The sequence below is a fragment of the Streptococcus pseudopneumoniae genome, from assembly GCF_001072315.1.
GTDB lineage: Bacteria > Bacillota > Bacilli > Lactobacillales > Streptococcaceae > Streptococcus > Streptococcus pseudopneumoniae_R.
This window is the reverse complement of the sequence record NZ_JVLI01000091.1, coordinates 1-14,002: the sequence shown is the minus strand read 5'-3', so window position 1 is coordinate 14,002 and position 14,002 is coordinate 1. Positions and strand designations below refer to the sequence as shown.

The window sequence follows — 14,002 nt, the reverse complement described above, 5'->3', positions numbered from 1 at the left end:
AAACCACGTCAGCGTCGCCTTACCGTACTCAAGTACAGCCTGCGGCTAGCTTCCTAGTTTGCTTTTTGATTTTCATTGAGTATGGGACGGCTTATTCGTCTAGTAAAAGGAAAATATGACAAAAAAACTTGGTGTCGGTCAGGCGCATAGTAAGATTATTTTAATAGGGGAGCATGCGGTCGTTTATGGTTATCCTGCTATTTCCCTACCTCTTTTGGAGGTGGAGGTGACTTGTAAGGTGGTTCCTGCTGAAAGTCCTTGGCGCCTCTATGAGGAGGATACCTTGTCCATGGCGGTTTATGCTTCGCTTGAGTATTTGGATATCAAAGAAGCCTGCATTCGTTGTGAGATAGACTCGGCTATCCCTGAGAAACGGGGAATGGGTTCGTCAGCTGCTATCAGTATAGCGGCCATTCGTGCGGTATTTGACTACTATCAGGTAGACCTGCCTCATGATGTACTAGAAATCTTGGTCAATCGGGCGGAGATGATTGCCCATATGAATCCTAGTGGTTTGGATGCTAAGACCTGTCTCAGTGACCAGCCTATTCGCTTTATCAAGAACGTAGGATTTACAGAGCTTGAGATGGCTCTATCCGCCTATTTGGTCATTGCTGATACGGGCGTTTATGGTCATACTCGTGAAGCTATTCAAGTGGTTCAAAACAAGGGCAAGGATGCCCTACCGTTTTTGCATGCCTTGGGAGAATTAACCCAGCAAGCAGAAGATGCGATTTCACAAAAAGATGCTGAAGGATTGGGACAAATCCTCAGTCAAGCGCATTTCCACTTAAAAGAAATTGGTGTCAGTAGCCCTGAGGCAGACTCTTTGGTTGAAACGGCTCTTAGCCATGGTGCTCTGGGTTCCAAGATGAGCGGTGGTGGGCTAGGTGGCTGTATCATAGCCTTGGCAGACAATTTAACACACGCACAAGAACTAGCAGAAAGATTAGAAGAGAAAGGAGCTGTTCAGACATGGATCGAGAGCCTGTAACAGTACGTTCCTACGCAAATATTGCCATTATCAAATATTGGGGAAAGAAAAAAGAAAAAGAGATGGTGCCTGCTACTAGCAGTATCTCTCTGACTTTAGAAAATATGTACACGGAGACGACTTTGTCATCTCTACCGACGGATGCGACGGCTGATACCTTTTATATCAATGGTCAGTTACAAAATGAGGCAGAGCATGCTAAGATGAGCAAGATTATTGACCGCTATCGTCCAGCTGGTGAAGGATTTGTTCGTATCGATACTCAGAACAATATGCCTACCGCAGCGGGTCTGTCCTCAAGTTCTAGTGGTTTATCCGCCCTGGTCAAGGCTTGTAATGCTTATTTCAAGCTTGGATTGGATAGAAGTCAGTTGGCACAGGAGGCTAAGTTTGCCTCAGGATCTTCCTCTAGGAGTTTTTATGGACCACTCGGTGCCTGGGATAAGGATAGTGGGGAAATTTATCCTGTAGAGACAGACTTGAAACTAGCTATGATGATGTTGGTGCTAGAAGACAAGAAAAAACCAATCTCTAGTCGTGATGGGATGAAACTCTGTGTGGAAACTTCGACGACTTTTGATGACTGGGTGAGTCAGTCTGAGAAAGACTATCAGGAGATGCTGGTTTATCTCAAGGAAAATGACTTTGCTAAGGTTGGGGAATTAACGGAGAAAAATGGTCTGGCTATGCACGCTACGACCAAAACAGCATCACCAGCCTTTTCTTATCTGACGGATGCTTCTTATGAAGCCATGGACTTTGTTCGCCAGCTCCGTGAGCAAGGAGAATCCTGCTACTTTACCATGGATGCTGGTCCCAATGTTAAGGTCCTCTGTCAGGAGAAAGACTTGGAGCATTTGTCAGAAATCTTTGGTCAACGTTATCGCTTGATTGTGTCAAAAACAAAGGATTTGAGCCAAGATGATTGCTGTTAAAACTTGCGGGAAACTCTATTGGGCAGGTGAATATGCTATTTTAGAGCCAGGACAGTTGGCCTTGATAAAGGATATTCCTATCTATATGAGGGCTGAGATTGCTTTTTCTGACAGCTACCGTATCTATTCAGATATGTTTGATTTTACAGTTGATTTGACGCCAAATCCTGATTATAGCTTGATTCAAGAAACGATTGCTTTAGTGGAAGATTTCCTCGTTTATCGTGGGCAGACCTTGCGACCTTTTTCTCTAGAAATTCGTGGAAAAATGGAACGAGAAGGGAAAAAGTTTGGTCTCGGTTCTAGCGGTAGCGTCGTTGTCTTGGTCATCAAGGCTCTGCTAGCTCTATATAATCTTTCGGTTGATCAGGAGCTCTTATTCAAGCTGGCTAGCGCTGTCTTGCTCAAGCGCGGAGACAATGGTTCCATGGGAGACCTCGCCTGTATTGTGGCAGAAGATTTGATTCTCTACCAGTCTTTTGATCGCCAGCAGGTAGCTGCTTGGCTAAAAGAAGAAAACTTGGCGACTGTTTTAGAGCGTGATTGGGGCTTTTCAATTTCGCAGGTGAAACCAACTTTAGAATGTGATTTTCTAGTGGGATGGACCAAGCAAGTAGCTGTATCTAGTAACATGGTCCAGCAAATCAAGCAAAATATCAATCAGAATTTTTTAAGTTCCTCAAAAGAAACGGTGGCTACTTTGGTAGAAGCCTTGGAGCATGGGGAATCAGAAAAAATTATCGAGCAGGTGGAAACAGCCAGTCAGCTTTTAGAAGGCTTGAGCACAGATATTTACACGCTTTCGCTTAGACAGTTGAAAGAATCCAGTCAAGATTTACAAGCTGTTGCCAAGAGTAGCGGTGCTGGTGGTGGTGACTGTGGTATTGCCTTGAGTTTTGATGCGCACTCAACTGAAACCCTAAAAAACCGTTGGGCCGATCTGGGGATTGAGCTCTTATACCAAGAAAGGATAGGATATGACGACAAATCGTAAGGATGAGCACATCCGCTATGCCCTTGAGCAGAAAAGTTCCTATAATAGCTTTGATGAGGTGGAGTTGATTCATTCTTCCCTGCCTTTTTACGATCTGGATGAAATCGATCTGTCGACAGAATTTGCTGGTCGAAAGTGGGATTTTCCTTTTTATATCAATGCCATGACGGGTGGAAGCGATAAGGGAAGAGAAATCAATCAAAAGTTGGCTCAGGTGGCGGACGCCTGTGGGATTTTGTTTGTGACGGGATCTTATAGCGCAGCCCTCAAAGATTCAACAGATGACTCTTTTTCTGTCAAGTCTAATCATCCAAATCTCCTTCTTGGAACCAATATTGGATTGGACAAGCCTGTTGAGTTAGGCCTTCAGACTGTAGAAGAAATGAATCCTCTTATCTTGCAAGTGCATGTTAATGTTATGCAGGAATTGCTCATGCCCGAGGGAGAAAGAACGTTCAGAAACTGGCAATCGCATCTAGCAGACTATAGCAAGCAAATCTCCGTTCCGATTGTCCTAAAGGAAGTTGGCTTTGGAATGGATGCCAAGACCATCGAAAGAGCCTATGATCTGGGTGTTCGAACCTTTGACCTGTCAGGTCGTGGTGGCACCAGCTTTGCCTATATTGAAAATCGTCGCAGTGGACAACGTGATTACCTCAATCAATGGGGCCAGTCCACCATGCAGGCCCTTCTCAATGCCCAAGACTGGAAAGACAAGGTCGAACTCTTGGTCAGTGGTGGCGTTCGGAATCCGCTGGATATGATTAAGTGCTTGGTCTTTGGTGCCAAGGCTGTAGGCCTGTCTCGAACAGTTCTGGAATTGGTTGAAACCTATTCAGTTGAAGAAGTGATTGGCATTGTCCAAGGCTGGAAAGCAGATCTACGCTTGATTATGTGTGCCCTTAATTGTGCCACCATAGCAGATCTGCAAAAAGTAGACTATCTTCTTTATGGAAAATTAAAAGAAGCAAATGATTAGATGAAAAAGGCGTAACCACCGCCTTTTTTCCATCTTTAGACTGAGGTGACTTTTTTGAATTGTGATAAAATAGAAGGGAGAGGATGAACCTATGAGAAAATTTAAAATCTTTTTATTTATCGAAGCCTGTCTTTTGACAGGAGCTCTGATTTTGATGGTTTCAGAGCATTTTTCACGTTTTCTGCTGATTCTATTCCTCTTTTTGATTTTGATTCGCTATTACACTGGTAAGGAGGGAAATAATCTTCTTTTAGTGGTGGCAACCATTCTCTTCTTTTTCATCGTCATGCTCAATCCTTTTGTGATTCTAGCTATTTTTGTTGCGGTCATCTATAGCCTCTTTCTTCTTTATCCGATGATGAACCAGGAAAAAGAGCAGACCAATTTGATTTTTGAAGAGGTGGTAACGGTTAAGAAGGAGAAAAATCGTTGGTTTGGAAATCTCCATCATTTTTCAAGCTACCAGACTTGCAAGTTTGATGATATCAATCTCTTTCGTCTCATGGGTAAGGACACTATTCATCTGGAGAGGGTCATCTTAACCAATCATGACAATGTCATTATCCTCAGAAAGATGGTAGGAACGACCAAAATCATCGTACCTGTAGATGTGGAAGTCAGTCTCAGCGTTAACTGTCTCTATGGGGATTTGACTTTTTTCAACCAGCCCAAGCGAGCCCTCCGCAATGAACACTATCATCAAGAAACAAAAGACTATCTCAAGAGTAACAAGAGTGTCAAGATTTTCTTGACCACTATGATTGGTGATGTGGAGGTGGTTAGAGGATGAAAAAACAAGCCTATGTCATTATTGCTCTCACCTCCTTTCTGTTTGTCTTATTTTTCTCCCACAGCTTATTGGAAATTCTTGATTTTGACTGGTCTATTTTCTTGCAGGATGTCGAAAAAACAGAAAAATTTGTCTTTTTGTTATTGGTCTTCAGCATGTCCATGACCTGTCTCTTAGCCCTATTTTGGCGAGGTATTGAAGAGCTTTCTCTAAGAAAGATGCAGGCTAATCTCAAGCGTTTATTGGCAGGGCAAGAAGTGGTTCAGCTTGCAGATCCAGATTTGGATGCCAGTTTCAAGTCCTTGTCAGGTAAACTTAATCTTTTGACAGAAGCTCTTCAAAAAGCAGAAAATCAGAGTCTTGCTCAGGAAGAGGAAATCATCGAGAAAGAACGGAAGCGGATTGCTCGGGATTTGCACGATACAGTCAGTCAGGAGTTGTTTGCGGCCCACATGATTTTATCGGGTATCAGTCAGCAGGCTTTGAAATTGGATAGAGAAAAGATGCAGACCCAGTTGCAGAGTGTCACAGCTATTTTGGAAACAGCCCAGAAGGATTTGCGGGTCTTGCTCTTGCATTTGCGGCCTGTTGAACTAGAGCAGAAGAGTCTGGTTGAAGGGATTCAAATCCTCTTAAAAGAGCTTGAGGACAAGAGTGATCTCAGAGTTAGTCTTAAGCAAAATGTGACGAAATTGCCTAAGAAAATCGAGGAGCATATCTTCCGTATCTTGCAGGAGTTGATTAGCAATACCCTCCGCCATGCCCAGGCATCTTGTTTGGATGTTTACCTCTATCAGAAAGATTTTGAATTGCAGCTGAAGGTGGTGGACAATGGAATTGGTTTTCAGTTAGGGAGTTTAGATGACTTGAGTTATGGACTACGCAATATCAAGGAGCGGGTTGAAGATATGGCAGGGACGGTTCAGTTATTGACAGCTCCCAAGCAAGGGCTGGCAGTTGATATCCGTATTCCCCTCCTCGATAAGGAATGATAAAGGAGTAAAGATGAAAATTTTACTAGTAGATGACCATGAAATGGTCCGATTGGGCTTGAAAAGCTACTTTGACCTCCAAGATGATGTAGAAGTTGTGGGCGAGGCGGCAAACGGGTCTCAAGGTATTGACTTGGCCTTGAAATTGCGTCCAGATGTCATTGTCATGGATATCGTCATGCCTGAGATGAATGGGATTGACGCGACCTTGGCCATTCTCAAAGAATGGCCTGAAGCCAAGATTTTGATTGTGAGCTCTTATTTGGACAATGAAAAAATCATGCCCGTCTTAGATGCAGGTGCTCGTGGCTATATGCTCAAAACTTCTAGTGCAGATGAACTACTCCATGCTGTCCGTAAGGTGGCTGCTGGCGAGTTGGCCATTGAGCAAGAGGTCAGCAAGAAGGTCGAATACCACCGCAATCACATAGAACTACATGAGGACTTGACTGCGCGTGAGCGAGATGTACTACAACTCATCGCCAAGGGCTACGAAAATCAGCGTATCGCAGACGAACTTTTTATCTCTCTCAAGACGGTCAAGACCCATGTGTCCAATATCCTTGCAAAACTTGAAGTCAGCGACCGCACCCAGGCGGCTGTCTATGCCTTTCAGCACCACTTGGTGGGGCGTGAGGATTTTTAATAGTTATGTAAAAATAATATTGGAGAAATGGCTAACCTTAGGGCTAAATCAGCCCATGCCAGAACAGGTGATTATAAAGATTGTTGGTCAAAACCAATACAGTGTTAGTTTGGGTTTGAACTCGGCTTTTGGGAACGATACAGCGGATTCAGAACACGATTGACCATATCAAGGACGACCTAGCGGTTACCCAGCTTGAAGTGGACAAGAGCTTTTACAAGGAAGCGGGTTATCAAACTAAAAAGGCTGAATACGATGTACTCGCGCCATTGATTGAAACAGAAACAGATTTAAATATTATTGATTAAGCCTTAAGACAATTCCACGAAAAAGGAAAATAAAAGCAGGAACAGCTTTCTTTTGAATTAGATTAAAAAATATATACAAATAGCGGACAAGAAAAGCGCGGTAGAATAAAGATAGAAAGAAACGAGGTAACGATTATGATGGAAGATAACTATTATTAATTAGAAGAGGCCTTGGTACAGGGATTTCAAACACCTGTACCAAGCCTACAAGGAGCTAAAGGAACATTATGAGGAAGTGACAGGCGATTACAGTTTTTCTAAACGAGAACTCACTAGCCAATTGGAAATCACTCTTCAAAATCATCGAGGTGTGGACTTTGAAGAACATGAAAAAGAGGAGTATTTGGACTAAGTTCAAAAATTAGAAGAGTTTGATTTCTCTCTTGCCACCCATTATCGTCAATTGATTGACTAGAAAGGAGAAAGTCATGAATGATTTACTCCTTATCCCAGTAATTTTTTTAGCAGTAGGAGGAATTCTCATTCTTTTATGGAGACTCTTTCTTATTGCCAGTGGACTTTTCCTGATTGGTTTTGTCAGTTTTCTTATTTTCGTAGAGGGCTATGGAATTTATCTGTTCTTTACTGAACCGACCCTTTATATGGAAGATTTATCCCAGAATGGTCTGATAAGCTTTACAGGATTTTATGTAACTTTTAATCTAGCCTTTCTTGTCTTTGGTATTTTAAAAATTGTCAGTTGGAAAAGAGAGTAAAAAACAGTTGAACAAGGTTGTTCAGCTGTTTTTTATATAGGGGCTAAATTACAGAATTGTAATTATAAGGCGATGATAATGATGATTTCAAGTAAAATCATTATGACTCTTCTTTTGGGAATATTCATGTGAAACCTCCTTTAATAAATTAATAAAAACTTTAATTATTATGGTATAATCTAGTCATATTTTATCACATGGATAGATTTTATTTGAGATTTGTCCCATATTTGCTCATGGAGGTATAGGATGTTAAAAAAATTTGGAGAAATATATAAATTATTTAGAGAATCAAGAAAAATTACTCTTAGAGAGATTGAGCACAAAGGAATATCACGTTCACAGCTGTCTAGGTTTGAAAAGGGGGAGACAGATTTAACGATAACAAAATTTTTGTTGGCTCTTGAACAGATAAATGTTCCCATCGAGGAGTTTATGTATGTAGCTAATGATTTTAAAAGAGATCGTTTTTATCAATTAATAGATGAAGTCAAGCAGTGTTTCCTTAATCGGAACGTAGCTAAATTACATAAAATACTGATTAAACGCATGGAAAATGATGATTTATCTATTTTTTCTACAATCGAAATTATTTTTTTAAAAATAAAATTACAAGAACTTTCTAACGAAGAATATTTTAGCGATACGGATATAAACAGAATAACCGATTACTTATTTAGTGTTGATTATTGGGGAATGTTTGAAATTTTATTATTTGGAAATATCATGTATATTTTCAATCATGAAACATTTCTATTATTATCTAAAGAGATGTTACATAGAACTGAGTTTTATCATGACATACCTAGTTATAGAAGAGTAATCGCTAGTATGGCTCTAAATGCTTTTATCATTTGTATTGAAAGAGATTATCTAACGGATGCAAAATATTTTGAAAAACAAATTTCGCATTTTTATTTTGATGAATCCGAAATTTATGAACGGTTGATTTTTACATATGCACGCTCTTTTTATGAATTTAAAAAAGAACAGACAACAAAATCAATCCTAAAAATGAGAAAAGTAATTGGATTTATGCGCGCAGCAGAATGTGAGAAACTTGCAGAAAGATATGAGGAGCATTTAATTAAAATATTAGCACCTTTATCAGATGATAAATGAAAGTGCAGATTTGGGACAAAATAGAATTAGATTTTTAAAGTGATAAACTATGCTCGTAAGCTTACAAATATAATTTAAAGCAAAGAAGGGATAGTCATGGCTAGTTTAGAGAAATATGAATTGATGGAAACGGAACTAACAGCAATTAGTACAGCAGATTCAGAATTATCAATGAGGTATTATTATTCGAAACACTTGGCCTGGCAAATGGAGCCAACGACAGGGGTAGTTTATATTTTGGATAAACAGATAAATAAAATGTTTTTACTGGAAGATTCCTCAAAAGATATTTGGCTTTCTTTTTCCAAGCAGAGGACTTATAATCAAGTTTTACTAAGCCTTTCTGAGATATATGGCTGTGACATTTCTGAAATTAAGTCACTGGTAGATGAGTTTGTACTAGAACTCTTAGAGAATGGACTAATTTATGAACTCTGAATTCTATGATAATGATATATACGCTTTAGCTTCAAAAAACAAAACATTACTATCTGTTACTATAGAATTAACAACAAGGTGTAATTGGCGGTGTAAGCATTGTTATCTTCCTTCGTATGTCACTAAGGGGATTTCAAGAGAATGTCTTTATGAATTGTTTCAGGATTTGAGAGAGATGGGGACGTTTGAATTGCTCTTTACAGGTGGTGAGATATTTACACGACCAGATACATTGGAAATTATTAGAGATGCTAGAGAGATGTTCTTTGATGTTAAATTGTTTACGAATGTTTCGTTGTTGAATGAAGAGATAATTAAGGCGTTAGGTGAATTGAATATTTCTCAAGTATCATGTACGGTGTTTTCAATGAATGAAAATATCCATGATCAAATAACTTCAGTTAAAGGTTCACTGAAGAAAACAGTAGCTAATTTGAATTTATTAAAAGAATACGATATACCAGTGGAAGTTAAACAGATTATTCTTACTACCAACCAAAATTGTATTGATGAAGTGTCAGAGTTTTGTAAAAATATGAATTTTAAGCATTTAGCTACAACGAATATCTTTTATAAAACTGATGGTAATGCCACCCCGTCTATATTTCGTGTGAGTGATCAGTTCTTAAATGAGAATATAGTAAAAATAGACACAATTAGAAATTTTAGATGTTTCGAAAATAATTCAAGTATGTATGTCTGTAATGCAACAAGATACAGTTGTACTATTGAATCAAATGGAAATTTTTTAGCATGTAATAATTTAAACATGCCTATTGGAAATATATTAAACACTTCCATCAAGGATATTTGGTTAAATTCTACTACTTTACACGAGATTCAAAATAAGAAATTTAGCGAATTGGAGAAGTGCCCAAGTTGCCCACTTAATAAGTATTGCAATAGATGTAGTGGTATAGCATTACTTGAGGATAAATCTCTTTGGGGATGTTTAAAATCTGAGCGTCAAGTAGCTAGAGCAAGGTATGTTAATCAAGACTATTATTCTGGCATTGGTATAACGAGTTTTTATTGTTAATTTTTAGTTAGAGAGATATGAAGTGTTATTTTTAATTCCTCTGGAGAGAGGTATATAAGTACTACATGATGGGAAAGGAGAGAGGGTTCATGACTAAAGTTTTCAAAAAACCACAATTGGTTGTTAAAGCACCAACAGTTGTTATCAGTAGTAGAAAGTCAGCACTATGTAGTGGTGGAAGTTCTCATATTGTTGTTGACACAAGTAGTAACTAATCAACTTTTGATTAGATGTTGCTAAAGGTAATGCAAAGGATGATTAAATAATTTTAACTTGTATCGTTCTTTGCTTACCTTTTTAGGAGTTGTGATATGCATGACTGAAACTATTAAAGATATAACAGATGTTATAAAATTATACCGAGAAAATCGTAATTTATACTCAGTAACGATTGAAATAACTTCGTTTTGTAATTGGAGATGTGAACATTGTTACATTTCAGAATATAATCAGAAAGGATTTGATTTAGATACTTTTAGAAATCTCTTAGTTCAATTACGAGAGTTAGGTACATTTGAAATTGTTTTTACAGGAGGAGAAGTGTTTGCACATCCTTTTGCTATGAAATATATTAAGATTGCTAGGGAAATGTTTTTCAATGTAATTATCTATTCAAATGTGTCAATGTTGAATGAGCAGCGTATTGCTACTCTGTCAAATCTTTATGTTGATTATATTTCTTGTACAATATTTTCAATGGATAAGGAGACTCACGATCAGATTACCAATAAAAAAGGTTCATTGGAAAGATGTCTACATAATTTAGAATTATTAAAGCAATTTGATATTCGAGTAGAAGTAAAAACACCTCTATTTTTACAAAATATTAACTCAATTGATAAAGTATATGATTTTTGTAAGAAAAATAATTTCAAATATAAGATTGACACCCAAATTGTTCCAAGGAGAGGTACAATCGGAAATGAGGTTAGAGTGAAATCGTTGACTCTAAAACAACTAATTCCAATACAGAAAAAAATAGATGAAATAAATGGTGTTACTTTTGTTCATAAGAATGAAAATTTTTTAACGTGTAGTTCTGTGCAGTTATCACTATATATAACATGTTTAGGAGCAGTACAACCATGTTCTCTTTACAGTAGGAGTATTGGAAATATATATCTGACTCCTATCAGAGAAATATGGAATAGATCGGCTTTCAATAAGATAGCAAAATATACTTTAAAAAACAGTAAAAATTGTAGTACATGTGCGATTTCTAATTATTGTACACAATGTCCTGGCATTGCATTATCAGAATCGGGAGACAGTAGAAATTGTTCTGCGATATGTAAAAAGACAGCTTTAGCAAGGAGTATCGTTTATGCAGACTTATCTTAAACCACTTCGCTGGTATCTTTTCTTTAACCTACTTTTTGGTGGTGTTTCCAATGTCTGCACTGCCTTGCTACCCTATTTCACCCAGGAATTGGTTCGGGGGCATTATCAAATTGCCTTGTATGGCTACTGCCTAGCGGTGTTGTGCTATCTGGGTTGCAACTATATCCAGATGCGTTTGGATTGGAAGCAGGCAATCCTCTTTTCGACCCATCTTAAAAATGACTGGTTTCAGGCGCTTTTGGAGCTGGGACACCATGATTTCAAGCAGAAAACGGTGGCGGAGTACATTTCCTACCAGTCCAACGACCTGGATTCCTTGGAGAAGGATTACCTGCCACCTCTCATGAGTTTCATCAAGCAAATTCTGCGGATTCTCATTTATACTGTGGTGATTAGTCGCACCATCAATCCTCTGGTTGCCTTGATTTTGCTGGTTTCGACAGCTGTTAGTATTCAAATTCCCAAGATTGTGGGGAAGTTGACCGCCCAACGTCGGCAGGTTTATCTGGAAAAGCAGGGGGATTACTATCGCACCTTGGAGGATTTGCTCAAGGGGCATCATCTGGTCAACCAAATTACCCTGCCTGGCTTTCAGAAGCAGCAGCGAAATGCTCTCAACACCTTGCAGGATAAGTATCTGGGCTATGGTTTGACCAAAATTATGGGTATCCTACTGACGGGGCTTTCTTTTGAGTTTATCAGCATCGTCCTCTTTGCCTATCTGGCTTATTCGCTTGCAACCAACCAGCTGGGAATTCCTGAGGTGGTGGCTAGCTTTGGCTATATCACTGCCTTTTCGGAGCCAATCCAGGAAATTCTTTACGACCTGCAAATGCTGGAGTCGGTCAAGCCCGTGGTGCAGAGTTTTCAAGTGATTGTCAGCTGTCCGTCCGCTGTCCAAGCACCGCAGATGTCCTTTGGAACTCTGACACTTAAGCATATCACCAAACAATTGGGAGAATATAGCTTGACTATTCCCCATGCTGAGATTCGCAAGGGGGATAAGATTGCCCTTATCGGTGAAAATGGTTCTGGTAAGAGCAGTCTGATCAACATTTTAAACGGGACTGACCAAGATTTTCAAGGAGCAATCTTGCTTGACCAACTCCCTGTTCATCAGCTCTGGGGCAAGTTTGGTATGATTTTGCAGCAGGAGCATACTTTTATCTCTTCTTATGACAATAATGTCACCATTTTCAAGACTTTAGATGAGAATTTCAGGGATGAGGAGTTTGAAAAGACACCACCCCAATCTCTATCAGGTGGACAGCAACAACGCATGTATCTTAATCGTGAGAAAAATCGTCAGAGTCCGCTGATTATCATGGATGAGCCTTTTTCTTCCTTGGATGCTAGCCAATTTCAAAAGGAATTAGACAAGGTACTTAGCTTGTCAAGTGCTGTCGTCCTTACACTTCACCGTCAAGAAGAGATGCTATCACGCTTTGATCAGATTTGGGAAATCAAGGATGGGGAGTTGGTTGTCGTGAAAAGAGTTCTGAAACATGACTATAGTAGATTGATGTTAAAATAGTACACTGTGGTTCCTAAAACATTGTTAGAAATTGGTTTAAATTCCCTAATTGATTTGTGCAGTTTTTTGTTTCAATCCATTATGACATAAGATTTTCACAAGAATCTGATTTTAGACATTCCTGATTTTCAAGCTAGTCCATGTGAAATCATCTCCATCTTTGGTGGTAATGGTGCTGGTCAGTCCACTTTTATCAAATTCTTGGCAAGGATTTTCTTGCAGGATAAGGGCAAGATACGTTTGTATGGCATTTCGAATTGCTCCAAGAAAATTCACTCGCTGGTCAAGTTTGTCTTGGAGAGTGGGCAGGGGCTGTATAGTTATCTGACAGCCATGTGAAATCTCCAGTATTTTCTGGGTTTGAACGGGATTTTGTTAGCTCATATTAAGGCAGAAGAGGATGACTTGTGTGGATTTTACTCCCTAAAAGGATACGCTGGTTTCGGATCTTTCTCATGGCAATCGTCAGAAACTGATCTTAATCTTATCCTTGGTACAAAAAACCAAAGTTCTCTGTCTGGATGAGCCAACCAATGGGCTGGATTTGCTGGTAAAAACAGCCCATTGCTTTCTTGTAAGACTATGATCGTCATCATCAAGACAGTATTTTCATTACTAGTCATGATGCTAGTTTGATTGAAAAGGTCAGCAGTAGGGCTGTCTTGATTCAGCAGGGGCGGATTTGTCGTGAGGGAACCTTTTAGGAGATTTTTGGCAATGTCCACCAGCAAGAAGTCTATCGCTTGCTTTTTGTTCGGAGTGCAGAAAGTGTACTGAGACAAGATTTTCCTTGGTTAGACTACAAGGTGCTTGATGATGGAATTTTGCTAGATACCAGAACCCCAGACTTTATCGGGTATTGCTGGAAGAAACGGAAGTCGTGCAGTTTTCCCGAGAACCTGTCTCTTTGGAAGATTTGCTCTATGAGGTGCTCAATTGACTGTAGTCTTCCTTTCCCTCTATGATTTGAGGTTTCTCTGTACTAGTTTTTCCTTTGTGTTTACAAAAATATGATACAATAAAACGATGAATTATGAAGCAAGTAAACAATTAACTGATACACGATTTAATACTAAATGAAAATCAAAGAGCAAACTAGGAAGCTAGCCATAAGCTGTACTTGAGTACGGTAAGGCGACGCTGACGTGGTTTGAAGAGATTTTCGAAGAGTATA

16 protein-coding genes and 2 pseudogenes are annotated in these 14,002 nt (G+C 39.2%); 17 read left to right on the top strand and 1 reads right to left on the bottom strand.

The features are described 5' to 3' along the window. The first annotated feature begins 115 nt into the window (after positions 1-115). The 17 genes and pseudogenes from mvk (at position 116) to ADH54_RS12425 (ending at position 13,167) form a co-directional block, all read left to right on the top strand. Positions 116-994, top strand: a complete 879-nt coding sequence (gene mvk / locus ADH54_RS04315) for a mevalonate kinase (protein WP_049524177.1) — start codon at positions 116-118, stop codon at positions 992-994. After that, positions 976-1,929 (top strand): diphosphomevalonate decarboxylase, encoded by a 954-nt coding sequence (mvaD, locus tag ADH54_RS04310; RefSeq protein WP_049524176.1) that lies wholly within the window; start codon positions 976-978, stop codon positions 1,927-1,929. Before mvk ends, mvaD begins: the two co-directional genes overlap by 19 nt. Next, positions 1,916-2,923 carry a phosphomevalonate kinase gene (locus tag ADH54_RS04305; RefSeq protein ID WP_049524175.1) on the top strand — a complete coding sequence of 336 codons (1,008 nt, stop codon included), beginning with the start codon at positions 1,916-1,918 and terminating at the stop codon, positions 2,921-2,923. The genes mvaD and ADH54_RS04305 overlap by 14 nt, the downstream gene beginning before the upstream one ends. Beyond that, positions 2,907-3,902 (top strand): type 2 isopentenyl-diphosphate Delta-isomerase, encoded by a 996-nt coding sequence (gene fni, locus ADH54_RS04300; protein WP_049524174.1) that lies wholly within the window; start codon positions 2,907-2,909, stop codon positions 3,900-3,902. The genes ADH54_RS04305 and fni overlap by 17 nt, the downstream gene beginning before the upstream one ends. 91 nt (positions 3,903-3,993) lie before the next feature. Then, entirely contained in the window at positions 3,994-4,692 is a 699-nt protein-coding gene (liaF, locus tag ADH54_RS04295) for a cell wall-active antibiotics response protein LiaF (protein WP_049524173.1), read from the top strand. Further along, on the top strand, positions 4,689-5,684 hold the full coding sequence (locus ADH54_RS04290) for a sensor histidine kinase (protein WP_049524172.1): 996 nt from the start codon (positions 4,689-4,691) through the stop codon (positions 5,682-5,684). The genes liaF and ADH54_RS04290 overlap by 4 nt, the downstream gene beginning before the upstream one ends. A gap of 13 nt (positions 5,685-5,697) precedes the next feature. Next, positions 5,698-6,330: a response regulator gene (locus tag ADH54_RS04285; protein ID WP_049524171.1), complete on the top strand. Its 633-nt coding sequence runs from the start codon at positions 5,698-5,700 to the stop codon at positions 6,328-6,330. Positions 6,331-6,355: 25 nt separating this feature from the next. Then, positions 6,356-6,671, top strand: a pseudogene (locus ADH54_RS11220) (hypothetical protein); the annotation flags it as partial. 138 nt (positions 6,672-6,809) lie between these two features. Further along, positions 6,810-7,053, top strand: a pseudogene (locus ADH54_RS04280) (DUF5962 family protein). After that, on the top strand, positions 7,046-7,354 hold the full coding sequence (locus ADH54_RS04275; RefSeq protein WP_080980779.1) for a DUF5966 family protein: 309 nt from the start codon (positions 7,046-7,048) through the stop codon (positions 7,352-7,354). The pseudogene ADH54_RS04280 and the gene ADH54_RS04275 overlap by 8 nt, the downstream one beginning before the upstream one ends. 249 nt (positions 7,355-7,603) lie before the next feature. Further along, a complete protein-coding gene (locus tag ADH54_RS04270; RefSeq protein WP_049524169.1) occupies positions 7,604-8,476 on the top strand; it encodes an Rgg/GadR/MutR family transcriptional regulator in 873 nt (290 codons plus the stop codon). A gap of 96 nt (positions 8,477-8,572) precedes the next feature. Then, a complete protein-coding gene (locus tag ADH54_RS04265; RefSeq protein ID WP_049524168.1) occupies positions 8,573-8,914 on the top strand; it encodes a PqqD family protein in 342 nt (113 codons plus the stop codon). After that, positions 8,904-9,953 carry a radical SAM/SPASM domain-containing protein gene (locus ADH54_RS04260; protein WP_080980778.1) on the top strand — a complete coding sequence of 350 codons (1,050 nt, stop codon included), beginning with the start codon at positions 8,904-8,906 and terminating at the stop codon, positions 9,951-9,953. The genes ADH54_RS04265 and ADH54_RS04260 overlap by 11 nt, the downstream gene beginning before the upstream one ends. A gap of 89 nt (positions 9,954-10,042) precedes the next feature. Further along, entirely contained in the window at positions 10,043-10,168 is a 126-nt protein-coding gene (locus tag ADH54_RS12590) for a hypothetical protein (protein WP_265477556.1), read from the top strand. A 100-nt stretch (positions 10,169-10,268) separates the two neighbouring features. After that, positions 10,269-11,294 carry a radical SAM/SPASM domain-containing protein gene (locus tag ADH54_RS04255; RefSeq protein ID WP_049524167.1) on the top strand — a complete coding sequence of 342 codons (1,026 nt, stop codon included), beginning with the start codon at positions 10,269-10,271 and terminating at the stop codon, positions 11,292-11,294. Further along, complete coding sequence (locus ADH54_RS04250; RefSeq protein ID WP_049524166.1) at positions 11,278-12,828, top strand: ATP-binding cassette domain-containing protein; 1,551 nt, start codon at positions 11,278-11,280, stop codon at positions 12,826-12,828. The genes ADH54_RS04255 and ADH54_RS04250 overlap by 17 nt, the downstream gene beginning before the upstream one ends. 105 nt (positions 12,829-12,933) lie before the next feature. Next, positions 12,934-13,167: an ATP-binding cassette domain-containing protein gene (locus ADH54_RS12425; RefSeq protein ID WP_342666597.1), complete on the top strand. Its 234-nt coding sequence runs from the start codon at positions 12,934-12,936 to the stop codon at positions 13,165-13,167. 77 nt (positions 13,168-13,244) lie between these two features. Here ADH54_RS12425 and ADH54_RS12765 read toward each other — a convergent pair whose 3' ends face one another. Continuing rightward, positions 13,245-13,610: a hypothetical protein gene (locus ADH54_RS12765; protein ID WP_049524165.1), complete on the bottom strand. Its 366-nt coding sequence runs from the start codon at positions 13,608-13,610 to the stop codon at positions 13,245-13,247. Between the last annotated feature and the right edge of the window lie 392 nt (positions 13,611-14,002).

Excerpts from the sequence above, each read along its gene's own strand:
- mvk (WP_049524177.1), top strand. The coding sequence starts at position 116 with ATGACAAAAAAACTTGGTGTCGGTCAGGCGCATAGTAAGATTATTTTA.
- mvaD (WP_049524176.1), top strand. The coding sequence starts at position 976 with ATGGATCGAGAGCCTGTAACAGTACGTTCCTACGCAAATATTGCCATT.
- ADH54_RS04305 (WP_049524175.1), top strand. The coding sequence starts at position 1,916 with ATGATTGCTGTTAAAACTTGCGGGAAACTCTATTGGGCAGGTGAATAT.
- fni (WP_049524174.1), top strand. The coding sequence starts at position 2,907 with ATGACGACAAATCGTAAGGATGAGCACATCCGCTATGCCCTTGAGCAG.
- liaF (WP_049524173.1), top strand. The coding sequence starts at position 3,994 with ATGAGAAAATTTAAAATCTTTTTATTTATCGAAGCCTGTCTTTTGACA.
- ADH54_RS04290 (WP_049524172.1), top strand. The coding sequence starts at position 4,689 with ATGAAAAAACAAGCCTATGTCATTATTGCTCTCACCTCCTTTCTGTTT.
- ADH54_RS04285 (WP_049524171.1), top strand. The coding sequence starts at position 5,698 with ATGAAAATTTTACTAGTAGATGACCATGAAATGGTCCGATTGGGCTTG.
- ADH54_RS04270 (WP_049524169.1), top strand. The coding sequence starts at position 7,604 with ATGTTAAAAAAATTTGGAGAAATATATAAATTATTTAGAGAATCAAGA.
- ADH54_RS04265 (WP_049524168.1), top strand. The coding sequence starts at position 8,573 with ATGGCTAGTTTAGAGAAATATGAATTGATGGAAACGGAACTAACAGCA.
- ADH54_RS04260 (WP_080980778.1), top strand. The coding sequence starts at position 8,904 with ATGAACTCTGAATTCTATGATAATGATATATACGCTTTAGCTTCAAAA.
- ADH54_RS12590 (WP_265477556.1), top strand. The coding sequence starts at position 10,043 with ATGACTAAAGTTTTCAAAAAACCACAATTGGTTGTTAAAGCACCAACA.
- ADH54_RS04255 (WP_049524167.1), top strand. The coding sequence starts at position 10,269 with ATGACTGAAACTATTAAAGATATAACAGATGTTATAAAATTATACCGA.
- ADH54_RS04250 (WP_049524166.1), top strand. The coding sequence starts at position 11,278 with ATGCAGACTTATCTTAAACCACTTCGCTGGTATCTTTTCTTTAACCTA.